Genomic DNA, 24,932 nt, shown 5'->3' on the forward strand with positions numbered 1-24,932 from the left:
TCCCTTAGTCCAATGTGCTGAGATAGGCGGTGCTATCCGACTTGGGCCGGTCCTCTTCAGGCATTTCGCCAGTCACAAGATAGATCACCTGTTCGGCCATATTGGTGGTCAGGTCTCCCATGCGTTCGATGTTCTTGGCCATGAAGTGCAGATGCATGCAGGAGGTGATCTGGCGCGGGTCTTCCATCATAAAGGTCAGGAACTCGCGGAACAGGGCGTTGTACATCTGATCTACTTCCTGATCGCGCTGGCGCACATCCTCGGCGATTTCCGCATCCTTGCGGACAAATGCGTCCAGCACATCTTTCAGCATCACCTGCACCTCGCGCGACATCCGGCGCAACGAAGAATTCGAGCTGGCCGAATTCGGCATGTCGTTCAGTGCCGATGTGCGCTTTGCGATGTTTTTGGCGTAATCGCCAATCCGCTCAAGGCTGGCTGCGAGGCGCAGCACGGTCAGGATGACGCGCAAATCCTTGGACACCGGTGCCCGCAATGCAATCACTGTCGCTGCGACGTCATTGACCTCAAGTTCCAGCGCATCAATCGCCTTGTCCTTGAGGCGCACTGTTTCGGCCAACTCAATATCCTGACGTTCCAATGACTTGGCGGCATCCAGAATGGCCTCTTCAACCAGCCCGCCCATTTTCATGATCAGCATAATGAGACCTTCAAGGTCACGGTCATAGGCTGATGAGATATGTTCTTTCATGACGTGCGCTCCTTAGCCGATCCGCCCGGAAATATAGCTTTCCGTGCGTGGGTCTTCGGGGTTGGTGAAAATCTTGTCGGTATCGCCGTACTCAACCAGATGCCCAAGGTGGAAAAAGGCGGTTTTCTGGCTGACCCGTGCGGCCTGTTGCATCGAGTGGGTCACGATAACCACACAGTAATTTTTGCTCAGGTCCGAGATCAACTCCTCGACCTGCGCCGTTGCGATCGGGTCCAGCGCAGAACAGGGTTCATCCATCAACAGCACCTGTGGTTCGGTGGCCACGGCACGGGCAATACACAAGCGCTGTTGCTGCCCGCCGGACAGGCCCGTGCCCGGCGCATGCAGCCGGTCTTTGACCTCGTCCCAGATGGCACCACGGCGCAGGGCGCGTTCGACAATCTGATCCATCTCGGATTTGTTGTTGGCAAGCCCGTGAATTCGCGGCCCATACGCGACGTTGTCATAGATTGATTTCGGAAATGGGTTCGGTTTCTGGAACACCATGCCGACCTTCGCGCGCAACTGCACAGGATCGACGCGCCGGTCATAGATGTCTTCGTTGTCGATACGGATGTCACCTTGAACCCGACAAATGTCGATTGTGTCGTTCATCCGGTTGATACACCGCAGAAACGTCGATTTCCCGCAGCCCGACGGGCCGATGAAGGCCGTAACGGCGTTGTCTTCAATCTCGACATTTACATCTTTGATGGCATGGGTGTCGCCGTAGTGAACCTGCACATCTTTGGCGCTGATCTTCACTTTGGTTTGGGTGTGCATTTCAAGGTCCATACGATTGTGATCTAACATGTTCTTTATCCTACCAACGGCGTTCGAATTTACGGCGCAACATGATTGCGATGATGTTCATGATAAACAGGAACACCAGCAGAGTGATAATCGCCCCCGAGGCGCGCTCAACAAACCCGGGGTCGGCGCGCTGGGTCCAGTTGTAAATCTGAACCGGCAGTGCGGTTGAGGCTTCGCCAAACAATCCGGCATCCGGTGAAAAGGCCGCGGGATATTCGCGCACAAAGGCAACCATACCAATCAACAAGAGTGGCGCGGTTTCGCCCAGTGCCTGAGCAAGACCAATGATGGTCCCGGTCAGAATGCCTGGGGCAGCGAGCGGCAGAACGTGGTGGAAGACCGCCTGCATCTTTGACGCCCCGACGCCAAGTGCCGCATCGCGGATCGAAGGGGGTACGGATTTAAGCGAGGCCCGCGTTGAGATGATGATTGTGGGCAGGGTCATCAGGGTCAGAACCAGCCCGCCAACCAGTGGTGAGGATTGGTTAAGCTCCATGAAGTTGATGAAAATCGCCAGCCCAAGAATACCGTAAACAATCGACGGTACCGCCGCGAGGTTCGAGATGTTGACCTCGATCAGATCGGTCCAGCGGTTCTTCGGTGCAAATTCCTCAAGATAGATAGAAGAGGCAACCCCGATGGGCAGTGCCAGAACCAGAACCACCAGCATCATGTAGAGCGAGCCTAGGATGGCAACACCCAGCCCTGCCGCCTCGGGACGTTGGTCCGAAGCATCCGGTGCAATCAGAAAATCCCAATTCAGTCGGGTCTCCAGCAGCCCGGCCTCTTTCAGCTCCTGCGCCAGCATCAGCGCCTCAGGCGAGGTATTGCCGTCAAGGGCAGCACTTTCCAGGGTTACGCGCCCCTTGAAAAACCCGTCGATCCGACCTTGGGCCAGCAGATCAAAGGTCATGGTGGTACCGATCACTTCCGGGTTCGCCAGAACATGATTGCGCACAGTCGCCGGCGCTTCTTTTGAAATCAGCTTGGCTACGTCCTTTTTGGACATCTGGGTGGTGATACCAGCGTCTTGCATGGTGTCCAGCAGCCCGTCGCGCAGCAGCGATGCATAGCCAATGGTGGTCACCTTGCGCATCACAGCCGGATCGCGAACGCCGGATTTATCCAGTTTGGCTTCGGGCAGTTGCACGTTGACCGTCAGATAGGTCTGGCGAAAGGCGCTCAACCCGCTGCCCAGTACCGAGGTCAACAGCACCGCCAGCGCCAGAACAGCGATGACAATGGCCGTGATACCGTAAGCCTTGAAACGGGTCTCGGCGGCGTTGCGTTTGCGAATGCGGTCATCAACCCTCAACAGGGAGTTGCTTGGATAGCTCATTCGTACTGCTCCCGATATTTGCGCACGATATAAAGCGCAAAGACATTCAGCCCCAAGGTGATGACAAACAGAGTTAGACCAAGGGCAAAGGCGACAAGGGTTTCAGGCGACGCAAAGTCAGTATCGCCGGTAAGCTGGCTTACGATTTTAACGGTCACCGTTGTCATCGCTTCGAACGGGTTGAGTGATAGGCGCGCGGCGGCCCCTGCTCCCAGAACCACAATCATGGTTTCACCAATCGCACGCGACGCGGCCAGCAGGACTGCGCCGACGATGCCCGGAAGGGCGGCGGGCACAACAACCTGCCGGATGGTTTCCGAGTTCGTGGCCCCCAGCCCCAACGAGCCGTCGCGCAGGGTCTGAGGGACGGCGTTAAAGATGTCATCGGACAGCGAACTGACAAAAGGGATCAACATCACCCCCATAACCAGCCCCGCCGTCAGCACAGATGACGCGCTTTGGCCGAACCCCATCGGGGTCGCGAAATAATCGCGCAAGAACGGACCAACAGTAACCAGCGCAAACAAACCATACACAATGGTGGGAATACCGGCCAGGATTTCAATCGCCGGTTTGGCAAAAGAGCGCAGGCGCGGGCCGGCGTATTCAGAAAGGTAAATCGCGGCAAACAAACCGATTGGCACAGCGAAAAGCAGCGCAATAAAACTGATGTAGAGCGTACCCCAGAGCAGTGGCAAGATGCCCAGCGCGCTGTCACCGCGAAAGTTTGGGGACCATTCCGTTGAAAAGAAAAAGTCTTTCCAGTTATAGTCCTGAAAGAAATTGGTAGTTTCGAACAGCATCGACATAACGATGCCGACAGTGGTCAGGATTGCGACACCGGAGGCGGCGATCAGCACAAGTGTGATCAGGCTTTCCGCGCGGTTTCGGGCGATGAAATCAGGACGGCTCTGCCAGACTGACACGACCAGAGCAACAACAGCAACGGCGATCACGATGTAGGGCAGAATGGTTGTCGAGAAACCACCCAAACCACCAACCAAGGCAATCAGCATGGCCGGAAGGAAAACCGTCAATCCGGCACTTAAGCCGAATTGTTTGGGAAGCGAGGCAAGCTGGCGGCGGTCGCCAGAGACCAGGTTCAACGCACGGCGCGGAGCCATGAGAAATGCAGTGGCACTTAGCGCGATTGCAAGCAGCACGGACAGTGAAAGCGACATCGCTATTTGGCCTTTATCTGGTTTGAAAACGAGGGGCCGCGGCGGGCCCCTCGTCTGGATTTCATGACAAGCAGATTACTTGTTCATCACAACTTCATTTGTGACAGTTTCCTGCACTTCGGCCAAAGCCGGGTCAGACACAAGGCCGTACTCTGCCAGGGGGCCGTCAGGGCCGGCCATGTCGTCGGAAACGAAGAATTCTGCGAATTCTTTGACGCCCGGCACGACACCGATGTGGTCTGCTTTGATGTAGAAATACAGCGGACGTGACACAGGATAGTCACCCGCAGCAATGCTGTCGGTTGTTGGCTGGACACCGGACATGGTTGCAACCTGCAATTTGTCGGTGTTGTTTTCGTAGAAGGCCAGACCAAATACGCCGATGCCGTTGGCGTCCGCCTGAATGCGGGCCAGTGTTTCGGTGTAATCGCCGTCGATATCAACCGAGCGGCCATCGGTGCGGATCGCCATGCAGGTCCCCTCGGCCGCGTCTTCGTCGCCGCCGTTGATTTCCATAATCTGCGCCATTGCACCAGATTCTTCACAGCCCGCAAGGATCACTTTTTCCTCGAACACTTCGCGTGTCCCGTGCTTGGTGCCCGGAATGAAGGCCTGAATGGGCTGATCGGGGAATGCTGGGTTTACCGCAGACCAGCTTGCAGTTGTGTTCGCAACCATCGCGCCGTCTTTTGGTGTTTCAGCAGCAAGGGCAAGATACCAGTCGGCTGGTGTGAACTCAAAGCTGTTGCCGTTGATGTCGGAAGCAAAAACGATGCCGTCATACCCAATGCGCACTTCGATGATGTTTGTAACACCGGCTTCCGCACAGGCTTTCACTTCTTTGCTTTTGATTTTGCGCGACGCGTTCGCGATATCAATTGTGTTCTCGCCAACACCTTCACAGAAGCGCTTGAGGCCCGCAGAAGAGCCACCGGATTCAACAACCGGCGTTGGAAATTCGAAGTTCTCGCCAAAAGCTTCGGCAACAATCGCCGCGTAAGGAAGAACGGTTGAAGACCCCGCCACTTGCACGTTGTCACGTGCAAAAGCCGCTGTCGAAACCAAAGTCAGCGCCAATGTGGTGGCGGTCGTTTTCATGAGGGACATCTAAAAAGCTCCTGTCTGCCAGTCATAGACCCGTGCGCATCACGCGGCCTCTGCTGCGGCTTTTGCCGGTGTTCGAACAAGCTTTTGTGACAGTTTTGTAAGAGTTTTATGACAGCGCGGGCTTTACGTCAGAAACTGGCAAAATAACTGTAAAAGTGCTGCCTTTTCCTTCGATACTCTCGATTAAAAGGTGCCCGCGATGGCGGTGAACGATGTGTTTTACGATGGCGAGGCCCAAACCGGTGCCGCCAACCTCGCGCGAGCGATGAGAATCAACCCGATAGAATCGTTCTGCAAGGCGCGGCAAGTGGTGGGCCGCAATCCCCTCACCCTCATCGCGCACTGACAGCCGGATCGCTTCCTGACGCAATCGCCTCTCGTAGGCTGGCCCGTAGATGCCAACCGTGATGTTTCCGGCGGGCGCACCATATCGCATCGCGTTTTCCACCAGATTGCCAATGACCTGCCGCATCTGCCCCTCATCAGCGAGGACTTTGACGCCCTGCCCCTGATCCTCAAAGGTCACGGTTGCCTTGGCCGCCGTGATCAACGGATCAAGTTGTTTGAGCGCGCTATTGGCAAGCATAGCGATATCGACTTCGGTGGTTGGGCGTTTGCGTTCGCTTTCCTCAACCCGGCTGAGCGACAAGAGGTCATCCACCAAAACGGCCATCCGGCTTGCCTCGCGCTCCATGATGTCAAGAAATCGGTCGCGCGCAGCTGCGTCGTCGCGCGCAGCACCGCGCAGGGTTTCGATGAACCCAACAACCGACGCCAGCGGGGTGCGCAGTTCATGACTGACATTGGCGACAAAATCGCGTCGAAACGAGGCAAGGTCCTTGGCTTCCGAGGTGTCTTCGAAAGTGAGTACCAAATTCCCGTCTGCCGGTGCGATATGCACATCAAACCGGACTTCGCTGCGCCCGGCGGTGGTTGCAAATTTCCCGACCCGTTTTTCAAGTGTCGCAGCAGCATCTTCAATTGCGGCAATCAGGCCGGGCTGGCGTAGCAAAAAGACAAAGTTCTGGTTCACAACCTGCCCGCCCAACAACTCTGCAGCGGCGGCATTGGCATGGATGACCTTCTGGTCCGACCCTATCACAAGGGTTGGAAAAGGCAGCGCAGAAACAAGAGGTCCGGCGGAAATGTCGTTCATCCGTTGCCCTTTCGAGAGTTCAAAAATGCCCAAGCGGGTAAATTTGGCTACCTTGCGAAAGCAAAAGCAACTGGCCCTTTCTTTGTCAAGCGCGGGTAAGGTGTTGAGCCGCCTCCACACAAGGATTTCCCGCAACGCGGCAAACAAGGAACACAAACGCCCGTACAAACGGCAGAGTGCCTGCCCCCGCTGTTCAGGCGTCCAGTTCTTGCAGCAAAGTGCGGAACGCTTTGCGCGCGCTGCCCGCATGGCGAACCTTTTTGACCTGCGCAAGGTTCGACACATCGTCCCCGACGACAATCAACCCAACCATACCCATCTCGTAATGCGGCAGGCAAAGGTAGCCATAGACGCCCGGTACTGTGAACCGGACCGTCAACACTTCATCGACGGCCCCATTCCACGGGGTGGCCCCTTCCGGGATCATGCCCCGTTTGGAAGCAGAATTATGACCCTTGTCGGTTGGCACAAAGGTCACGCTGTCCCCTTGCCCGACGCGCAGGATAGCGGGGGTAAAGACGTTCAGCTTGTTCTTGTCACCGCAGTCGGCATTCAACATCAGAACATCGTGGGCTCCGCCTGTGCCGGCTGTTGGCACCGGACAGGCCCAAGCCGTGCTGGCCGCCGCCAACGCAGAAAGGGAGAGGACAAAATTACGTCGCGTATGCATGGACAGTCAGATCCTTTCTTGGGCCACTGCTGGTTTCGACCTCGACCTTATAGGTTTGTGAAATGGCGTCAGAACGCAGCACCTTGTCTGCCGGCCCCTGTGCCAGTATCCGACCCTGCCCCAATAGGATCAGATGATCCGCATAGCGCGCGGCAAGGTTCAGATCGTGCAGGGCAACGATGCCAATCGCCTGGCGCTCGGCCATGACCGATTTCATGCGGGTCAACACATCCAACTGGTGCCGCAGGTCCAGCGCCGAAGTGGGTTCATCAAACAGATAGACATCGGAACGGCGGATCAACGCCTGCGCGACCGAAACCATCTGCGACTGCCCCCCCGAGAGTTCACTGACATAGGCCGCAGACAGATGACCAATCCCGGCTTGCGCCAGAACCGCGGCCACCGTTTGCATGTCATCCCCGCTGACACGCCAGCCGCGCAGTTGCTTGTGGGCCATCATCACCACATCAAAAACTGTCAGGGCTGCATTGGCCGAGAAATGCTGTGGCATAAAACAAATGCGCTTTAGCCTTTCACGGGTCGATAGCGTTGCAAGGTTCAGCCCGTTCAGCACCACTCGGCCTGCCTCGGGCTTTGACAGCCCCGCAATAAGCCGGAACAGGGTGGATTTTCCCGCCGCGTTTGGGCCGATCAGCGCGGTTAGCTTGCCCGGTTCCAAAGGGGCAAAGGAAAGATCTGTCAGGACTTTGCGCGTGCCGTAGGCGAAAGTCAGATCGTTTACATATAAGCCAGTCATTGCCAGTGCCTCTTGCGCTGCCCCAGAATAAGCAGGATGAAAAACGGGATGCCGATCAGCGATGTGATCATGCCAATCGGATAGATAATACCCGGCGTAATCGCCTTGGACGCGATCGAGGTGCCCGAGAGAATCAGTGCCCCACAAAGCGCGGAGAGCGGCAGGAATCCGCGCTGGTCTTCACCAACAATCATCCGCGCGATATGCGGCCCTACCAGACCGACAAAGGCGACAGCACCGACAAAAGACACAGCCACAGCCGACAACAAAGACACCCCGGCCAGCACGGACAGACGCAGCAATGACACGTTCACACCAAGGGCCGCCGCCTTGTCCTCGCCCATGCGCAGCGCCGTCAGCGCCCAAGAGCGGCTCATGAAATAGGGCAACACAATCAACAGCACCGCAAGGCAAACGCCAACCTTGGCCCATGAGGCCCGCGCAAGGGAGCCAAGTTGCCAGAAGATCAACTGCGCCAACTGCAATTCCGACGCCCCGTATTGCAGGAACGCCAACAGCGCGTTGAAGGTGAACAGCATGGCGATGCCAACAAGGATCATCGCCTCGGGGGTGACGCCGCGCAACCGCGTGAACAGAAAGAGGAAGCAGGAGGTGACCATCGCAAGCGCAAAAGCGTTTGCTGTCACGAATAATCCGCCCACGCCGGGCACAACAGACCAGCCCAGAACAATCGCCAGCGCGGCACCAAAACTCGCCGCCGAGGACAGACCCAATGTAAACGGATCCGCCAGCGGATTGTTCAGAATCGTCTGCATCTCTGCCCCTGCCACCCCCAGCATGGCACCAACCGCGACCGCCATCAGTGCCACCGGCAGGCGCAACTGCCAGATCACAACCTGCTCTTTCACCGTGGCGATAGATGGATCAAGGATAACCGCAAGGGTGCGCCCAAAACCCATATTGGCGGGGCCGGTCATTACGTCAATCACGATAAGGCCGCACAGCATCAATGCAGCGCCAGCAACCAACCCGACACGTCGCAGATTGCGACGTTTGTAGGCATCGACAAGCAGAGCAGTATCGGGGCCGGAAAAAGTGGTTTGATCAGTCATAGGATACTCCGGTTCTTCAGGCCCACATGCGGGTAAGGACATGTGGGCCTGGGTAGATCAGTTCAGGCTTGTCCAGAACTGACCGGATGCAGCAAATGGCAGGAACTTGTCGTGCAGTTCCTCAAAGTTCGCTTGCACATCGAGGTCTTCAAATGCTTCGGGGTGCAGCCATTTTGCGATCTGTTGCACAGCAATGAAGTGATACGGAGAATTATAGAACTGGTGGTAGATCGAATGCAGCTTGCCTTCTTTCACCGCCCGCATGTCGGCAAAACCGGTTCGGTCCGCCAGCGCCTGAAGCCGCTCAGCGTTCACAGCCGGGTCGCCATCATAGCCCAGCAAGGTAGAGGTGACTTCGGGGCGTGCCTCTTTCCAGTTCGCGCCAGTGCCGATGATATGGTCCGGGTCCGCCTCCAGCAGCCCTTCGAGGCTGATGTCGACCTTATAGGCATTGGCCAAAGTAGACCCATAGTTCACCCCACCCGCAAGTTCGACAAACCGGCCATAGTTATAGGGCCCGAAGGACCAGCAACAAAAATCAGGTTGCCAACCGGCAGCGTTTTCAACCGCAACAAGCGGGCGTTCGTCAGCCGGAATCTGGTCAACCACATTTGTCACCCGGCGCATCTGCCCGATGTAAAAGTCGATAAACTCTGCCGCGCGTTTTTCTTCCCCAAGAATACGCCCCATGATCAGCAAAGACGGCACGGTGTTCTCTGTCGCATTGCGGCGGAAATCGACAAAGGCCACGTTAACGCCCGCGGTTTCCATCTTTTCAATCAAGCCGGTTTCTTCAGCTTTGAACAGGTTACCCACGTCCAGCAACAGCAAATCGGTTTCCGCTTCCAACACCGCTTCGATACTGAAATCGCCGGCGTAGGGGTTCCCGAAGTTGATCAGACGCTTTGTTTCTTCGGGGAATGCGGCCTGATATTTGCGAAACGCATCGGGATCATAAAGGATCAAATCGTCCTTCCAGCCGACGATCTTGCGAAAGGGGTTACCCTCTGTCAGCGGCGCAATCGAGTACATCATGCGACCTTCGCCAAGCACGATTTTCTCGGGCAATTCGTCGAAGGTAACCTGCCGTCCGGCAATGTCTGTTACAGTGAGGGCTTCCGCTTGAGCTTCACTGGCTTGCGCAATCGTTAATACGCTGGCTGTTACCGCACCAAGGAAGCCGCCGAAAAATGTCGCATAGGACATGAGCGTCTCCAATGTGGTTTATCAGTGCGAGTCGGCTTGTAACCGCATGAAACGAAATACCCAAGTCTTTTTATCGGGAATTTTGATTGGTGAGTAACAGTCACTTAGAACAGGTGGTTTGAGAACACCCCGGATCAACAGCGCCCATTCGATTTAGCGTAATTTGCGCCGCTGCCTTGCCCTCGCAGATCTGCGATGCGGACTGGCCTTCCACATTTACCTAACTGTCATTCCACTGTCAGAAACCTGATACCATGAGCGGCATATACGGTGGCTGTTACACGCACACAGGAGTCACCACCTATGCCACGCATTTCATTCACCCGCCGCCAAACCCTATTGGGCACCGCCGCCTTTGCGGCGTCACTGGCCGCCCCGTCGCTTTCACGCGCTCAATCGCGCCCTTTGATCACACATGGTGTGATGTCCGGTGATGTTGCCCATGACGGCGCAGTCATCTGGAGCCGCGCCGACCGTGAAGCCAAAATGTTTGTCGAGTGGGCCACCACCGAAAGCATGTCTGATGCCCGCGCTGTGCCGGCGCTGGCTGTAGGCACCCCCACCGATTACACTGGCAAGCTTGCCTTGACCGGCCTGCCAAGCGATCAGGACATCTATTATCGCGTCACCATGACTGATCTGGCCGACAATACCGCCTCGGAGCCGATGACGGGCAAATTCCGCACCGCACCGATGGGCAACCGCGACGTCAGTTTTGTCTGGTCAGGCGATACCGCCGGACAGGGCTGGGGCATTGACGAAGACCGCGGCGGCATGACCACCTATGCCACAATGCAAAAACATATGCCGGACTTCTTCCTGCACTCAGGTGATACCGTCTATGCAGATGGACCGCTGAAAGAAGAAGTCGCTTTGGAAGACGGCACGGTCTGGAAGAACATTGTCACGCCAGCCAAAACCAAGGTCGCCGAAACCCTCGATGAATTCCGTGGCCAGCATCTCTACAACTACATGGACAAGAACGTGCAGGCCTTTAACGCTGCGGTTCCAATGATCTCGCAGTGGGATGACCATGAGGTCACCAACAATTGGTACCCCAACGAAGTGCTGGCGCAGGACGACCGCTATTCTGTGAAGTCCATGCAACTGTTGTCATCACGCGCGGCCCGCGCATTTCACGAGATGATGCCCACGCGCCAAGTCTTGGCCGAGCCGATGCGGGTCTATCGCAAGGTTTCTTATGGCCCGCTGCTGGACATCTTTGTCATCGACATGCGCACCTATCGTGGCGACAACACCGCCAATACCGAAGCAGAAGGCACACCGTTTCTCGGGGCAGAGCAACTTGCATGGCTCAAGCGTGAGATGGTCAATTCCACCGCGACCTGGAAAGTCATCGCCTCGGATATGCCGATTGGCATGATGGTGCGCGATGGGGACACCAATATGGAGAACGCGGCAAATGGGGACGGGCCTGTGCTGGGCCGTGAAAACGACATCGCGACGGTGCTGTCCTTTATCAAATCCGCCGACATCACCAATACCGTTTGGCTGACGGCAGATGTGCATTACACTGCGGCCCATCATTATTCTCCCGAGCGTGCGGTGTTTCAGGACTTCGAGCCATTCTGGGAGTTCGTGTCGGGGCCCCTTCATGCGGGCACATTCGGACCTTCCGATTATGACAATACCTTTGGTCCAGAAGTGCGGTTCGCAAAACACCCCGAAGAAGGCAAGGCAAACCTGCCACCCAGCGACGGGTTGCAGTTCTTTGGCAAGGTCGACATCGCTGCTGACACCGGCGTCATGACTGTCCGCTTGATGGACAGCGCCGACATCGAGCTGTGGTCGGTTGAGCTTGAGCCGAAGACAACGATCTGATTTCTGTACGGAGGCGGCCTGTATAGGTCGCCTCGCCATCAGGCTGCCGCGCCCTGCCATGATGGCGTCTACCCCCAACAGGCCCCAATCATTTTGCCAATGTTAGCCCCGGCGGTCCGCGGCTTTCCATGCGACAGGCGTGAGATAAACCATGCCTTCCCCGACACTGACCATCACCTCGCCCTCCTGAATGTTCACCTGCAAACGCATGGTACGGTCGGCCAACCCTGCAAGGGCAGCTGTCTCGATCTGCGTCAGGTTGAACACCGACAGGTTGTCAAATCGGGTGGTGCTGTTTTTGATCTTATCCCACCACGTCTCTGCCGGATTGCCGCCATAGGCATAAATGATCACCCGATCCGCTTTGCCGCAGGACTGGCGGACAATCTTGTCACTGGGCAATCCCAGTGTGATCCAGGTCTCAAGTTCGCCGCTCAGGCTTTTCTGCCAGATGTCGGGTTCGTCATCGGTTGACAGCCCCTTGGTCATTTCCAGCTGTTCATCCGCGTTCAACGCAAATGCCACCAACCGCAGCATCATACGTTCGTCGGTTTCCGACGGGTGCTTGGCAACAGTCAGCTTATGGGTCTCGTAATAGTGCCGGTCCATGTCACTCACAGAGAGTTCGACTTTGTAAATAGTGGCCTTTTGCGCCATGGTCTTTTCCCCGTTTGCCACGTGGGGAATGCCTAGTCGGTCTGAGTACGATCCGAAAGCAGATAACGCCGTAGCGCTTGAAGGGGGGGCAACGTTTAAAACGGTTGATCCGCCCCGCCGCCCCAATCGATCCGGCCTAGGGTCAGGGCCTTAGAACTGCATTTCGTAACCGAAGTTCACCCCGTAACTTTCAAAGCCCTTTGCGCCGATCCCGTCGTAATTAGCGCTGAGCCTGACCCGCTGCCCCGCTTTGAACACGCGATTGACGCCCAGTTCCACACGGCCTCTGCCCCCTTCGTATTCCGGGGTGATGGTCGACGCAAAGCCACTGCCGGCCGTATGTGACCAGATACCAGACACGCCGCCGAACAGCTCAAGCTCGCCGGGAACGCCGGAAACCAGTTTCCGAAAATCCAACCCCAGCTCGACCTGCCCAAGTTCGACACCCTGTGCCGCAATGGTATTGCCTGCACCATCAACATAGCTGAGCTGATCATCCGTCGTATAGGAGGCATCCAGAAACGGCATAAGCGTGGTACTGCCATAGGCCAACGCCCCGGCAACCTTGACCTGCGCCAGCATTCGGGTGGTCTCAAACTTGTCTGTATATGTGCCAAACGGGCTGATCTCGTTGCTGGTTTCACCATAGAGCAGACGACCTTCGAAAAACACCGGTTGGCCTTCCGCTCTGGCAACAAAATACGGGCCAGCCATCCAACCCGTGCCACGCACAAATGCCGCGCCTGTTTCTTCATTCAGGTGATCAAGCTGCACCATCGCCCCAACAAGAAAGTTCTCGCCGATTGCCCTATGGGTGCCGACCGCGCCAAAGGCATATTCGCTTTTGCGCTCACCCGCCTTGCTCCAGGTACCGTGGGCGCGCAGCCAAACCGGTTTTTCCGGGGCCGTGGCAAAATCAAAGCTGCCCTGCCCCCGCGTGACATTCAGGTTGAAACCGCCCTGCCCCTCACCAGACAGGAAGCCGATCAAATCCGGTTGGCTTTGAAGCAATTGATTGGCCCGCGTTTGCATATAGCCCGCGATCAGTTCCTGTGTCCGCACCACGGTCATATCCACAATCATCGTGACGTCAGACGCCAGATTGGCATTGCCTGCCGCGTCTGATGCCGCATTGGCCGGAACTGAAAGCGCGATGTCACCTGATCCCTTTCCCTTAACCGTGGCTTGATACACCGCCCCGCCACCAGTCAATGCGGTGACCGTCGCGTTTGTGGCAATCATGTCTTCAGCTGCAAACCCGATAACAGGTTCCGAAAAGGTCACTGTCACCGTGAAAGGGCTGAATGGCACTGATGTGCCCGGTGCCCCGGTTATGGCGACGGTTGGCGCTGTCCCGTCATAGGTTGCAGCGACCGAATTTGACGCGATGTTCTGATTTCCTGCCGCATCGGTGAAACGGGCAGCAGCAACCGACAGGCTGACCTCGCCATCGGCGATTGGCGTCAGCGTCGCGACGAAGCTGGTGCCCGTGCCTGTCAGCGTGGCGGTGGCGTTGACCAGCGTCAGGTCGGCCAGAGCAAAGTTGCTTGATGGCTCGGACAGGGTAATCACCGCCGTATAGGTGCCAGCCGTTGGGCCGGTCAGTGCCGCGATGGTAATTTCCGGCGGCGTTGCATCATAGGTCGTTGTCGCAGAATTAGAGGCCGTGTTGCCATTGCCCGCGGCATCCGTAAATCGCCCGGCGGCCACCGAAAGGCTGACCTCTCCGTCCCCGTTCGGGGTGAGCGTCGCAAGGTATTCGCGGCCCGATCCCGTCAGAACCGCAGTCGCGTTGCGCAACGTCAGGTCGTCTGCGTCAAAATCATCAGAGGGTTCTGACAGAGTGATTGTCGCCGTAAAGACACCGGCATCCGGCCCGGACAAGGCGCTGATCGTGACGCTGGGCGGCGTCGCATCATACCGCACCTGCACCTTGTTAGAGGCCGCATTTGCATCCCCGTCCACATCCGTGAAGGCCTCTGCCGCGACAAACAGGGTAACCACCCCGTCCCCCGATGGCGTCAGCGTCACAGTATACTGCTTGCCAGAGCCGGCTAGGTTTGCCGAGGCGTTGCTTATTGTAAGGTCTGCCAATTCGAAATCCGACGAAGGCTCCGACAGGGTGATTGGTGCTGTGAAAACCCCGTCAACCGGTCCGGTCAAATCACCAATCAGCACTTTCGGAGGGGTTGGCGGGACAACCGGTTTGGCCAAGGTGATACTTGCTACATTGGAGGCTGTGTTTGCTGCACCACCCGCGTCCGTAAAGCGGCCTGCACCAACCGACAGGGAAACCACCCCATAGCCCGCAGGTGTGACCGTCGCAGTATAATTGACACCGGAACCTGCAAGCGTTGCCGTGCCATTGCCAACTGTCAGATCACCCTGCACAAAATCGGTTGAAGCGGCAGACAGGGTAATCGCCGCTGTATAGGCCCCAGAATGCGGCCCGGAAAAGGCACCGATCACCACACCCAGCGCGGTTGCCGTAAAGCTGCCCGTCGCCACGTTCGAAGCCGCGATATTCAAGTTCCCCGCCGCATCTGTGAAACTTTTGTTCTTGATTTGCGCCGACCAATTGCCGCTGGCAACGGGAGAGACCGATAAGGTGTAACTTGTCCCTGACCCGGACAACACCGCATTGGCATTGGTCAGTTGAAAATCCGCCAAGGTCAGGTCTGTGCTTGCCTCGCTAAGCGTCACAGGCACATCAAAAGGCCCAGCAACCGGGCCGGATACAGCCCCCAAGCTTGCCGTTGGGGCGGTCGCATCCCCGCCATAACTTCCGCCTGTCATTGTCGCGCCGGAGATCGAGCATTGCGTATACCCGTTTACATCCGCTGGTCCGCGCGAAATTGTCGAGGTATAGCGCACCCGCACCCCGTCTGAATATGTGTAGTAGGCCGAGATCTGGGCGGAAGAATTAGGGGCGATCACCGCGTCACGGGATGCTTTTGCTGTACAATTTGTACAGGTAAATGGCGAGGGAAGGATACCTCCACCGTTCTCCCCAACAAAAACGAACCGGCCAGCCCGACAATCCGCACGAGAGGCAAACATGCGTGAACCATTGGCCGGTATTGCTACCGCATTCGAACATGTTCCGTTCGCTCGATTTGCGGTCTGATAGGCATATGCCCAACCCGGGCTTGTGCCGCCGTGAACGCTCGCGTTTGGGCAACTGGTCTGCGCAAAAGCAGCCTGCGCGCTGGCCATCCCCCACAAAAGACAAAGAGCAAGCAGTTGAAAAGCAAAGCTACGCTGGAAAACGCATCGAAATTTGGCGAACATGGAATCCTCTGGACATCAATGAATAAAGGGACGCCCCAAGCGAACAGCCCCCGACCTTGTCCTGTGCTTAGAAAGCAAAGCGGGCGCTGGATAGCTGACCGCCAGAATGTTCGATATTCATATTAGGAATATCGCCGAATACTCCATTCTAACCATCTGTTTTAAAACACATTTGAAATGTCGGGTTTCTTTTTAAATCCTTCGGTTTTATTGCTTGTTTGGCGATTTCCCGCTAAGAAGACAGTCAGCCTCTGCGCCATCAGCGCGGCCTGTTTCGTTTCACGACTGAAGTTATACAATTTATGAATATTAAAGACATTGATTTGAATTTGTTGACCGTGTTCCATGCGATCTACGAAGCCCGATCCATCAGCGCAGCCGCAGTTCAGCTGGACCTAAGCCAACCGGGCATGTCTCACGCCCTGAAACGATTGCGTAATCAGTTGGATGACAACCTGTTTATCCGCAAGGGGAACGGGGTCGAGCCGACGGTCTATGCCGAGTCCATTGCCGAACCCATCCGCAATGCGATTACCTTTCTGGAAATGAGCCTTACCCCGAAGGAAGACTTTGACCCAAAGCACTCCACCCGGCACTTTCGGCTCTTGCTTGCGGACTTCGTCGAGCCACTCGTGATGCCGCGTCTCTTAAAGCTCACCTTTGAAAACCCGAATGTCACATTCGAACTTGTCTCGCCCCAGTCGATCACCATTGAAGATGCGATTTTGGCCGGCAATGTCGACATGGTTGTCCATCTGCAGGCGGCCATGATGCATGAAATTTCTGCCGAGCCACTGTTTCCGGTTGCACCGATCTTGGCCTTCCGTAAGGGCCACCCGATCCAGCAAGAAGCCAATCCTTTGGCCGCTTTGCCAAAATACCGGACAATTTCGCCCAACCTCAAGAAAGGGGCGGTCAAAAACCTCGACAAGGCGCAGGTATCGCAAGCTGTTTCGCGCGATTACATGTGCCTTGTTCACAGCATACGTTCTGTGCCCGCGCTTTTGACGGACAGTGACTGCATTTCAATGCTGCCCAAGCTCTATGTAACACAGATCGCCCCAATTTACGGGCTGGGGTATTTCCAGATGCCTTTTGATGTTTTAAATCAGGACATTACCCTAAGCTGGCACCGCAAGAACGACAGTGATGCCGGGCTGGCATGGCTGCGCCAAACCATCACGGACAGGGTGGCGGAACTGGAAGTCGATGCAAAAAGGCTGTTATCGACTGGTCCTGCCACCTAGGGTCAGGCCCCTACGGCACAGACAAAAAGAGCGCCGGATACCGACGCTCTTTTCAGTTACAGCGTTCATAAGAACGGTTCAGGGGGCCACCTGCAAGAGATTAGAATTGCAGCCCATAGCCAAGGCTCATCCCGTAGCTTTCGTAGTTCTTGGCACCGATGCCGTCAAAATGGGTGGCCGCCGTTACCTGCTGCGTGGCGGAAATTTCATAGTTAACCCCCAGCTCCACACGGCCCCGGCCACCTTCGTAAGATGGGCTGACAGTTGCGGCATACCCGCTGCCGCTTGTGTGCGACCAAATCGCAGATGCACCACCCCACAGTTCAAGATCACCGCTGGCGACGTTAATCATCTTGCTGAAATCCATTCCCAGCTCGATCTGGCCAAGGGTGATGCCCTGCTCTGCAATCGCATTGCCCAGGCTGTCGACATACCCGTCCTGATCGTCCTTGGCATAGGATGCATCCAGAAACGGCATCACTGTCGTGGTGCCAAAGTTCAACGCGCCGGCAACCTTGACTTGGGCAAGCAGACGTTCGCTGTCAAAGCTATCTTCATAGATGCCAAAGGGAGATACATCATTGCTGGTCTGCCCGTAGAGCAAGCGACCTTCAAAGAAGAGCGGCTGGTTCGGGGTTTTCGCCACCACATAGGGGCCTGCCATCCAACCGGTACCCTTGACCGAAGCCTGACCAGTGTCTTCAACAAGGTGATCGACTTGCAGCATCGCACCAATCATCAGGTTCTCGGTGATCTTTTTGTGGCTGCCGATGGCACCAAAGACATAACGGCTTTCGCTGTCACCATCACTGGTCCATGAACCTTTTGCGCGTACCCAGATCGGGTGTTTCAGGCCATTGGACAGATCGAAATTACCAACGCTACGGGTCACCAACAGATTGAACGCGGCCCGATCCTTGCCAGCCATCATCGAAATCAAACCGGGCTGGTTGCGCACCAACTGGTTTGCCCGGGTCTGCATAAAGCCTGCCGCCAGCTCTTGGGTGCGCTCAACGGTTACATCAGCGATGTTGATGACGTTGGACGCCCGGTTGCCGTTCCCTGCCCGGTCAATCGCGGCATTGGCTGGGATCGAGATCATGATGTCACCGGTACCCGCCGCAATCAGGCTAACCTTGAAACCGGAACCGCTGCCGGTCACGCCGGTCACCTTGGCGTTGGCCGCCGCGATATCGCTGACGTCAAAACCTGTCACCGCCTCTGAGAAGGTCACCGTGACGGAAAAGCCACCGCCCGCCGGCACATCTTTCGGCGCACCGGAAATCGCAACACTTGGCGCAGTGCCGTCATAGATTGCCCGCACCCGGTTGGAGGCTGTGTTGTCATTGCCCGCCGCATCCGTGAAGGACCGCGCGGCCACAGAAAGCGTGACTTCGCCGTCAGCCGCCGGTGTCACCAACGCGGTATAGCTGGTGCCGCCGCCGTTCAGAACAGCGCTGGCATTTACCAGCGTCAGATCATCGGAGCCAAAAGTCGTCGCGGCTTCCGACAGGGTGATCTGTGCTGTGTATTGACCTTCGACGGGACCAGAGAGCGCGCCGATTGATACAGCAGGTGGTGTGCTGTCAACGGGGGCCGTGACGGTGACCGTCGCACTGCTTGAGGTGACGATTTCCTCGCCATCGCGGACCATAAGCATGAAAGACAGAACTTCGTCTTTATCACCTTCTTTCAACACCGGCGCGACAAAGCTTGGCTGCACCGTATCCGCCCTCTCAAGGACAACGTCCGGCCCGCCGGTCTGGCGCCATCTATAGGTCAATTTCTGTTTTGCTTCTCCGGCGTCCGAAACGGTGCCGTTCAATGTCACAACCCGGGCAGGCTTCACACGTTGCGGTTTGCCGGCGTGGACCTTCGGCGCTTTCTTTTTCACCGGCGCGGTAACGGTGATTTTGACAGCATCAGCCCCGGAGGTCTGTACCCCGTCGTTGACCACAAGCGAAAAGATCAGAATGGCATCCGCATCACCAGCCTTGAGCGCCGGAGCTGTAAAGCTGGGGCGGGCAGTATCGGCACCAGAAAGCGTGACCGCATTGCCATCGGTCTGGGCCCATTTGTAAGTCAGGCTCTGCCCCTTGTCATTGGCGTCAGACGCGGCCCCGTTCAATGTGACAGTTGTGGCCGGGTTCACTTTCTGCGCTGTGCCGGCATCGGCGGTCGGGGCCACGTTAACCGGTGCCTGCTTCACCGGCGCAATAACAGTGATCTCGACGCGATCAACAACAGACGCCTCTACCCCGTCATGCACCACCAGCGAAAAGGTCAGGACAGTATTTGCATCTCCTGCGTTCAACGTCGGCGCGGCAAAAATTGCCTGTGCTTTGTCTGCGTCGGAAAGTTTGACGGCATCACCACCGGTCTGCGCCCATTTATACGTCAGGCTCTGCCCCTTGTCATTGGCAGCAGAAGCGGTGCCGTCCAGTGTCACGCTCGCACTTGAGGCAACCTTCTGGGCTTCACCTGCATCTGCCGTCGGAGCGTTGTTGACTGGCAGCTTTTTCACCGGCGCGGCAACGGTAATCTTCACGGTCTCTACGGTTGAGGCCTCTGCCCCATCATGAACCACAAGCGAGAAGGTCAACACGGCATCGGCCTCTCCTGCTTTCAGTGTCGGAGCGGTAAAGCTGGGCTGGGCGATATCGGCACCTGAAAGTTTGACGGCATCGCCACCGGTTTGCGTCCATTTAAACGTCAGCTTCTGACCCTTGTCATTTGCGTCAGACGCGGTCCCGTCCAGCGTTACATTGGAGGCAGAGGCGACGTTCTGCGCCTCACCGGCATCCGCAGTCGGGGACGTATTTCCGGGCGCCGTCACAGTGACATTCATGGTATCAGGCTTGGAAGTATCCACGCCATCATGAACCACCAGCGAGAACGTCAGCACGGCATCAGCATCGCCAATATTCAGCTTTGGCGCGGCAAAGCTCGGTTGGGCTGTGTCGGCACCTGAAAGCCTGACCGGATCGCCACCGGTCTGGGTCCATTTATAGGTCAGCTTCTGACCCTCGTCATTCGCGTCAGACGCCGTTCCATCCAGGCCCACTTTCGCGGCAGAGGAGACTGTGCGCGACTTGCCCGCATCCGCAGTTGGCGCCGTATTGGTTGGTGCTGTCACAGTGACATTCATGGTATCAGGCTTGGAAGTATCCGCACCGTCATGAACAACCAGCGAGAACGTCAGCACGGCATCGGCATCGCCAATATTCAGCTTTGGCGCGGCAAAGCTCGGTTGGGCTGTGTCGGCACCTGAAAGCCTGACCGGATCGCCACCGGTCTGGGTCCATTTATAAGTCAACTTCTGACCCTCGTCATTCGCGTCAGACGCCGTTCCATCCAGACCAACTTTCGCGGCAGAGGCCACTTCTTGAGACTTACCCGCGTCGGCAGTTGGTGCTGTATTGGTTGGTGCCGTCACAGTGACATTCATGGTATCAGGCTTGGAAGTATCCGCACCGTCATGAACCACCAGTGAGAACGTCAGCACGGCATCGGCGTCGCCCATATTCAGCTTTGGCGCGGCAAAGCTCGGCTGGGCTGTGTCGGCACCTGAAAGCCTGACCAGATCGCCGCCGGTCTGGGTCCACTTATAGGTCAACTTCTGACCCTCGTCATTTGCGTCAGACGCCGTTCCATCCAGCCCCACTTTCGCGGCAGAGGAGACTTTGCGCGACTTGCCCGCATCGGCCGTCGGGGCAGTATTCTGGGGCGTACCAGAACCGGACCTGCCAAATTTATAGCTGCCGGCAGGGTAGCGTGCTGGATCAATCTTCGAAGCAGCTGTCGTGGTGAACGAAAAACCCATATAGGTGTCGGATACAAAGGTGCCATCTGCGCCATCTTGCTTGAGGCTAGTTACATCGGTCGGCGACACCCCCAAACATGCGGCAATAGCGTCTCGATCTAATGGTCGCCCGCTTACGGCTCCATGGTCTCCAGTGAAGTACGATCCACCCGCAAAGTGAGTTCTGTACTTTCCCGACTCCGGCCCCTCAATCCATACGATGGCCGTTTTGCGGGCTCCAGCGATGTATCCATTTGCATTGCAACTGCCCAAACTACTTTGAACATATGTGTCATCGCGACCATTTGCGTCAAATGCCCAGCCTTGAGCGTTGCTCAGCATCAGTAAACCGGTTGCTAACACTAATCTCTTCATTGTACTCGTCCCATTTTTCCCAGTTCAGGGACCGAAATTGACTGCTCACCTCAGACCCGTTTTATCGTTCTAGTTGAACCAGACGGGCAGCCGTGTGACCAAACTGGGGCAAGAATTGGAACTTGGTATTTCATACTGCAAACAGGCACTTGCCCCGGATCAGCGCGCGTTAACAATGGCCGAGAAAGTTTGGCTATTTCCGTCAGATACCGTTGAGAAGCGGCACCTAAAAACGCCTTTATTTATTAGTTAACTCCGCCCAAACCCGCCGTAACCCGGAGTTGAGCCGAGCGGGGAAATTTCGCCAACCAGAAGCTTTTCAGAGGAAGAAAGAAAAAGGATTGTTAGGGGCATCCGCGAGAGGAAATTTTCCGGTGACGTCGCGGAATGCCGACAGTGACACGTCAGCAACCGCCACATAGGTTAACGCAAAAGAGGATTTTCGCCCTGAAAGAGTCGGCACAGTAGAACCTGTGAAGATTCATCCCATGCCCTGACGAAAAATGTCCACTGCTCCAGCACTGCTTGAAAACGGAAAATACCACACGCCGCTTGAAGTTACGCATACCAACCAGCGGGTGATGATCTGGGTTTCGGGCATTCGCGGAGAGCGTTTAAGGGCGCTTTACCCGAATGCCAAACGCTGCGCCGCCCTCAACGACCCGAAACAACCGGTCGATGTTGGGATGGGCTCCGGGCCGGTTTTTCGCGTCTTCTGTATGTTCTGCAAAGAGTGCCAGACCATGGGCCGCCGCTTCGGCATTCACCGCCTCGAATTGCACTGCAAGATATTGATAAACCGCCAACGATCCCTTTTTTCCCGCCGCGTTCTCTATAACCTCAATAACTGCCCCGTCGGCACCGACGATTTCAATGCCGGCCAGCCCGTCAATTGAAGGCAAAAGCAGAAGGTTGTCTTTAAACGAAGCCGTTGGTTGAATCATCGTGATGTCCTCATAGGGTACCGCCCCACTGAACTGTCACGAAAAATCTGCCTCATCAAGCGGCAGGCGATGAATCTAGGCCGGTTGTTTCACAAGCGCCTTGCAACCGAACGGACACCGCTTTGTCCGAAAACCACTGATATGTAAGACATTCAACTGAGGGTTCTCCGCCCTCCAATGCCCCGAAAACACGAATCCTGTCAGGGTATTGCGGGGCATGTTTCAGATCCGGCAGAATAGCGGCTGGCAAGGTGAATTACTCCCCGGGCAGACCGGGTGCCGTCATCCGCAGGCTTTTGCGCTGTGACGCCCCTGCCCACCAGCCTGCAAGCTGCGGGTAGGCCTTTAACGCCTCAGCGCCTTCTGGTGCTTGCACAAAATAGTCGATCATCGGTGCCAAATGACACTCCGCCAGAGTGAAGTTCTGACCAACCAGCACATGGCCCTCTTTCGCGATGCCCTCCAGCGCGGCCAAAACAGTATGCGACGCATCAAGACCGGCGGTAACCTCAGCTTCGTCCGCCACTTCCCCAACAGCGGGCCGAAACACGCGATGGGCAAAAACCTGACGGACCATCGGCAGATAACCATAGCTGTCGACAACCGAAACCACCTGCGCAACCCGCGCCAGTGATTGCGCATCTGTGGGCAATAGCGCAGGCCCCTCAAACGCGGCGTTAACATAACGGGTGATGGCGGAGGTTTCGAATAGATCAAACGCCCGGTTGCTGAGAACAGGCACCCGCCCGAACGGATGCCGCCTCACATAATCCTCGGGCACATGCGCCGCAAAGGGGTCGATTTCTTCTATCTCATAGGCAACGCGCTTTTCGTGCAGGGCAACACGCGCAATGCGATTGTACACACTATACCGATAACCGCGCAGAATGACCTGATGCTCCATGCGTCTTCTCTATCACAGGAATCGCCTTTGCAAAATGCAGCCCGTGAGCAGGGTCGGCTCCCCCACCACCTGCCCGCCTCGCGGCGGACTGACGCAGCACATAGTTCTCGGTGTCTGCCGGCTCTGTCCGCTGATACCCTGATTTTGCCAGAAACCTTCGGCCTCAAAGGAACCTCAATGAACATCCCCGTCCTTATCGTCGCTTGCATCACATTGCTGGCTTTCGTCGCCCACCTGATTGGCGGCACCCGTGAAACCGCAAGCCTTGCCCCCGCAGCCCAAGACACGGAACGAACCCCCCATTGGGTGCAGGCAATGTGCGCCTTTCAGATGCTGTCGGTCGACCTGCTGGCGGTGGCCCTTGCCCTGTTCGCCATCGCGCTCTGGGACATGGGCCCGCAAGAAGCCAATTTTATCACCGGTTTCGGCCTCCTGTACCTCGCTTGGGCGGCGGCATGGGTGATCCAGCTGCGCTGGCTCAACCGCCCGGCGGCTTCCCTGCTGCGCCTGCCCCATTGGACCGTCTGGATTGTCTGCGCTGCCCTGTTGCTTATCGCCGGCTGATCGGTTGTAGGGTCAGGACCCATGAATCCTGTGCCGTCAGTTCCACGTCATTTCAGCGTCTCGAACCGCTTGCAAATAGAACCACTATTGACGGCGCAGCCCAAACCATTGAACTTTCGTGGAATTGCCGCTGACGATACAGGATTCATGGATCCTGACCCTAACATCGGTGCAAGGGCATAAGAGGCAATAGTTGCACAAAGGCACATCATGACCCCCTTCACCCTGACGTCCTTGGCAGATTTACATCGGTTGAAAGCCGACACCATCATCGACGTACGTGCCCCCTCGGAATTTGCACAGGATCACATGCCCGGTGCAATTAACCTGCCGGTCCTGAATGATGCAGAACGCGCAACCGTCGGTACAGTCTATACACAGGTGTCCCCGTTCAACGCCCGCAAAATCGGCGGTGCATTGGTGGCCCAAAACACCGCCCACCATCTGCAAAACGCATTGGCGGACAAGGACGGCGGCTGGCAACCTTTGGTCTATTGCTGGCGCGGCGGGCAACGCTCCGGTGCTTTTGCGACGATCCTTGATCAAGTCGGCTGGCGGGTGCAGTTGCTGCAGGGCGGGTATCGCAGCTATCGGCGCGCCGTGGTGCAAACGCTCTATGACACGCCCCTGCCCCACCGCCTGATGCTGGTCGATGGCGGCACAGGCACCGCCAAGACCGCCCTGCTGCACCATCTTTCGCAAGCCGGCGCACAGATCCTCGACCTCGAAGCCATGGCTGAACACCGTGGCTCCCTGTTTGGCGGGCTAAGCAGCCCGCAACCCGCACAACGCATGTTCGAAACCCGTGTCGCGCGCGCACTCAGCACCCTCGATCCCGCGAAAATCACCTTTGTCGAAGCCGAAAGCAGCAAGGTCGGCCAACGTATCATTCCCCCGTCCCTCTGGGCGCGCATGGGCGATGCGCCCCGCCTGCGGATCGATGCCCCGCTCGCGGCCCGCAGCGACTTTCTGTGCCGTGCCTATGCTGACCTGACCCAGAACGCACAGCAGCTTGGCAAGTTGATCGACCTCCTGCGCCCTTATCACCCCGCCAGCCGGATCGCCCAATGGCAAACACAGGCCAATACGGCCGAGTGGCAAACCCTTGCTGCAGGCCTGATCCGGGAACACTATGATCCGCGCTATGCCAAATCCGCTGCCATCAAAGCCCCCCCCATCGCACAGATCGACATGGCAGACCTTGCAGACAACACTTTGGCCCAAGCCGCCCAAGATCTGGTGCGACAATTTAGCTATAGTGCCCGACCTTAAACATGAATCCCCAATACCCA

The 24,932-nt window shown here is 56.8% G+C and carries 19 protein-coding genes; 4 read left to right on the top strand and 15 right to left on the bottom strand.

The window, feature by feature from the left end:
- Positions 1-4 precede the first annotated feature (4 nt).
- The 10 genes from phoU to HKX44_RS09365 form a co-directional block, all read right to left on the bottom strand.
- The gene (gene phoU / locus HKX44_RS09320) at positions 5-712 is read right to left on the bottom strand and encodes a phosphate signaling complex protein PhoU (protein WP_276151054.1); all 708 of its coding nucleotides are present in this window, start codon (positions 710-712) and stop codon (positions 5-7) included.
- A 12-nt stretch (positions 713-724) separates the two neighbouring features.
- On the bottom strand, positions 725-1,525 hold the full coding sequence (pstB, locus tag HKX44_RS09325) for a phosphate ABC transporter ATP-binding protein PstB (RefSeq protein WP_276151055.1): 801 nt from the start codon (positions 1,523-1,525) through the stop codon (positions 725-727).
- Between the two features lie 10 nt (positions 1,526-1,535).
- Positions 1,536-2,864: a phosphate ABC transporter permease PstA gene (pstA, locus tag HKX44_RS09330; protein ID WP_276151056.1), complete on the bottom strand. Its 1,329-nt coding sequence runs from the start codon at positions 2,862-2,864 to the stop codon at positions 1,536-1,538.
- The gene (pstC, locus tag HKX44_RS09335) at positions 2,861-4,045 is read right to left on the bottom strand and encodes a phosphate ABC transporter permease subunit PstC (RefSeq protein WP_276151057.1); all 1,185 of its coding nucleotides are present in this window, start codon (positions 4,043-4,045) and stop codon (positions 2,861-2,863) included. The genes pstA and pstC overlap by 4 nt, the downstream gene beginning before the upstream one ends.
- A gap of 75 nt (positions 4,046-4,120) precedes the next feature.
- The gene (locus HKX44_RS09340) at positions 4,121-5,152 is read right to left on the bottom strand and encodes a substrate-binding domain-containing protein (RefSeq protein WP_276151058.1); all 1,032 of its coding nucleotides are present in this window, start codon (positions 5,150-5,152) and stop codon (positions 4,121-4,123) included.
- Between the two features lie 106 nt (positions 5,153-5,258).
- Positions 5,259-6,308, bottom strand: a complete 1,050-nt coding sequence (locus HKX44_RS09345) for an ATP-binding protein (RefSeq protein WP_276151059.1) — start codon at positions 6,306-6,308, stop codon at positions 5,259-5,261.
- 193 nt (positions 6,309-6,501) lie between these two features.
- On the bottom strand, positions 6,502-6,978 hold the full coding sequence (locus HKX44_RS09350; RefSeq protein WP_276151060.1) for a pseudoazurin: 477 nt from the start codon (positions 6,976-6,978) through the stop codon (positions 6,502-6,504).
- Positions 6,962-7,735, bottom strand: coding sequence for an ABC transporter ATP-binding protein (locus HKX44_RS09355; protein WP_276151061.1), 774 nt, complete (start codon positions 7,733-7,735; stop codon positions 6,962-6,964). The genes HKX44_RS09350 and HKX44_RS09355 overlap by 17 nt, the downstream gene beginning before the upstream one ends.
- Complete coding sequence (locus tag HKX44_RS09360; protein ID WP_276151062.1) at positions 7,732-8,808, bottom strand: iron ABC transporter permease; 1,077 nt, start codon at positions 8,806-8,808, stop codon at positions 7,732-7,734. The genes HKX44_RS09355 and HKX44_RS09360 overlap by 4 nt, the downstream gene beginning before the upstream one ends.
- 57 nt (positions 8,809-8,865) lie before the next feature.
- Complete coding sequence (locus HKX44_RS09365) at positions 8,866-10,014, bottom strand: ABC transporter substrate-binding protein (protein WP_276151063.1); 1,149 nt, start codon at positions 10,012-10,014, stop codon at positions 8,866-8,868.
- A 303-nt stretch (positions 10,015-10,317) separates the two neighbouring features.
- On the opposite strand from HKX44_RS09365, the gene HKX44_RS09370 reads away from it, so the two are divergent.
- Complete coding sequence (locus HKX44_RS09370) at positions 10,318-11,856, top strand: alkaline phosphatase D family protein (protein WP_276151064.1); 1,539 nt, start codon at positions 10,318-10,320, stop codon at positions 11,854-11,856.
- Between the two features lie 102 nt (positions 11,857-11,958).
- Here the strand turns inward: HKX44_RS09370 and HKX44_RS09375 are convergent, their stop codons facing one another.
- Positions 11,959-12,513 (bottom strand): YaeQ family protein, encoded by a 555-nt coding sequence (locus HKX44_RS09375; RefSeq protein ID WP_276151882.1) that lies wholly within the window; start codon positions 12,511-12,513, stop codon positions 11,959-11,961.
- A 150-nt stretch (positions 12,514-12,663) separates the two neighbouring features.
- On the bottom strand, positions 12,664-15,573 hold the full coding sequence (locus tag HKX44_RS09380) for an Ig-like domain-containing protein (protein WP_276153206.1): 2,910 nt from the start codon (positions 15,571-15,573) through the stop codon (positions 12,664-12,666).
- A 533-nt stretch (positions 15,574-16,106) separates the two neighbouring features.
- Between HKX44_RS09380 and HKX44_RS09385 the strand changes: the two genes are divergently transcribed.
- Positions 16,107-17,051 (top strand): LysR family transcriptional regulator, encoded by a 945-nt coding sequence (locus HKX44_RS09385; protein ID WP_276151066.1) that lies wholly within the window; start codon positions 16,107-16,109, stop codon positions 17,049-17,051.
- A gap of 100 nt (positions 17,052-17,151) precedes the next feature.
- Here HKX44_RS09385 and HKX44_RS09390 read toward each other — a convergent pair whose 3' ends face one another.
- The 3 genes from HKX44_RS09390 to HKX44_RS09400 all read right to left on the bottom strand — a co-directional run bounded on the left by HKX44_RS09390 (position 17,152) and on the right by HKX44_RS09400 (position 23,076).
- Complete coding sequence (locus tag HKX44_RS09390; RefSeq protein WP_276151067.1) at positions 17,152-20,943, bottom strand: Ig-like domain-containing protein; 3,792 nt, start codon at positions 20,941-20,943, stop codon at positions 17,152-17,154.
- 899 nt (positions 20,944-21,842) lie between these two features.
- Complete coding sequence (locus tag HKX44_RS09395; RefSeq protein ID WP_276151068.1) at positions 21,843-22,172, bottom strand: DUF2322 family protein; 330 nt, start codon at positions 22,170-22,172, stop codon at positions 21,843-21,845.
- Between the two features lie 256 nt (positions 22,173-22,428).
- Positions 22,429-23,076 carry a glutathione S-transferase family protein gene (locus HKX44_RS09400; RefSeq protein WP_276151069.1) on the bottom strand — a complete coding sequence of 216 codons (648 nt, stop codon included), beginning with the start codon at positions 23,074-23,076 and terminating at the stop codon, positions 22,429-22,431.
- Positions 23,077-23,253: 177 nt separating this feature from the next.
- On the opposite strand from HKX44_RS09400, the gene HKX44_RS09405 reads away from it, so the two are divergent.
- Together HKX44_RS09405 and mnmH are read left to right on the top strand one after the other, a co-directional pair.
- The gene (locus HKX44_RS09405) at positions 23,254-23,640 is read left to right on the top strand and encodes a hypothetical protein (RefSeq protein WP_276151070.1); all 387 of its coding nucleotides are present in this window, start codon (positions 23,254-23,256) and stop codon (positions 23,638-23,640) included.
- A gap of 210 nt (positions 23,641-23,850) precedes the next feature.
- Positions 23,851-24,912, top strand: a complete 1,062-nt coding sequence (gene mnmH / locus HKX44_RS09410; RefSeq protein ID WP_276151071.1) for a tRNA 2-selenouridine(34) synthase MnmH — start codon at positions 23,851-23,853, stop codon at positions 24,910-24,912.
- The last annotated feature ends 20 nt before the right edge of the window (positions 24,913-24,932 follow it).

The sequence above is a fragment of the Sulfitobacter sp. M05 genome (assembly GCF_029285175.1).
Lineage (GTDB): Bacteria > Pseudomonadota > Alphaproteobacteria > Rhodobacterales > Rhodobacteraceae > Sulfitobacter.

Bases quoted from the DNA above. Each gene is read 5' to 3' on its own strand.
- phoU (WP_276151054.1), bottom strand. From the start codon at position 712: ATGAAAGAACATATCTCATCAGCCTATGACCGTGACCTTGAAGGTCTC.
- pstB (WP_276151055.1), bottom strand. From the start codon at position 1,525: ATGTTAGATCACAATCGTATGGACCTTGAAATGCACACCCAAACCAAA.
- pstA (WP_276151056.1), bottom strand. From the start codon at position 2,864: ATGAGCTATCCAAGCAACTCCCTGTTGAGGGTTGATGACCGCATTCGC.
- pstC (WP_276151057.1), bottom strand. From the start codon at position 4,045: ATGTCGCTTTCACTGTCCGTGCTGCTTGCAATCGCGCTAAGTGCCACT.
- HKX44_RS09340 (WP_276151058.1), bottom strand. From the start codon at position 5,152: ATGTCCCTCATGAAAACGACCGCCACCACATTGGCGCTGACTTTGGTT.
- HKX44_RS09345 (WP_276151059.1), bottom strand. From the start codon at position 6,308: ATGAACGACATTTCCGCCGGACCTCTTGTTTCTGCGCTGCCTTTTCCA.
- HKX44_RS09350 (WP_276151060.1), bottom strand. From the start codon at position 6,978: ATGCATACGCGACGTAATTTTGTCCTCTCCCTTTCTGCGTTGGCGGCG.
- HKX44_RS09355 (WP_276151061.1), bottom strand. From the start codon at position 7,735: ATGACTGGCTTATATGTAAACGATCTGACTTTCGCCTACGGCACGCGC.
- HKX44_RS09360 (WP_276151062.1), bottom strand. From the start codon at position 8,808: ATGACTGATCAAACCACTTTTTCCGGCCCCGATACTGCTCTGCTTGTC.
- HKX44_RS09365 (WP_276151063.1), bottom strand. From the start codon at position 10,014: ATGTCCTATGCGACATTTTTCGGCGGCTTCCTTGGTGCGGTAACAGCC.
- HKX44_RS09370 (WP_276151064.1), top strand. From the start codon at position 10,318: ATGCCACGCATTTCATTCACCCGCCGCCAAACCCTATTGGGCACCGCC.
- HKX44_RS09375 (WP_276151882.1), bottom strand. From the start codon at position 12,513: ATGGCGCAAAAGGCCACTATTTACAAAGTCGAACTCTCTGTGAGTGAC.
- HKX44_RS09380 (WP_276153206.1), bottom strand. From the start codon at position 15,573: ATGTTTGCCTCTCGTGCGGATTGTCGGGCTGGCCGGTTCGTTTTTGTT.
- HKX44_RS09385 (WP_276151066.1), top strand. From the start codon at position 16,107: ATGAATATTAAAGACATTGATTTGAATTTGTTGACCGTGTTCCATGCG.
- HKX44_RS09395 (WP_276151068.1), bottom strand. From the start codon at position 22,172: ATGATTCAACCAACGGCTTCGTTTAAAGACAACCTTCTGCTTTTGCCT.
- HKX44_RS09400 (WP_276151069.1), bottom strand. From the start codon at position 23,076: ATGGAGCATCAGGTCATTCTGCGCGGTTATCGGTATAGTGTGTACAAT.
- HKX44_RS09405 (WP_276151070.1), top strand. From the start codon at position 23,254: ATGAACATCCCCGTCCTTATCGTCGCTTGCATCACATTGCTGGCTTTC.
- mnmH (WP_276151071.1), top strand. From the start codon at position 23,851: ATGACCCCCTTCACCCTGACGTCCTTGGCAGATTTACATCGGTTGAAA.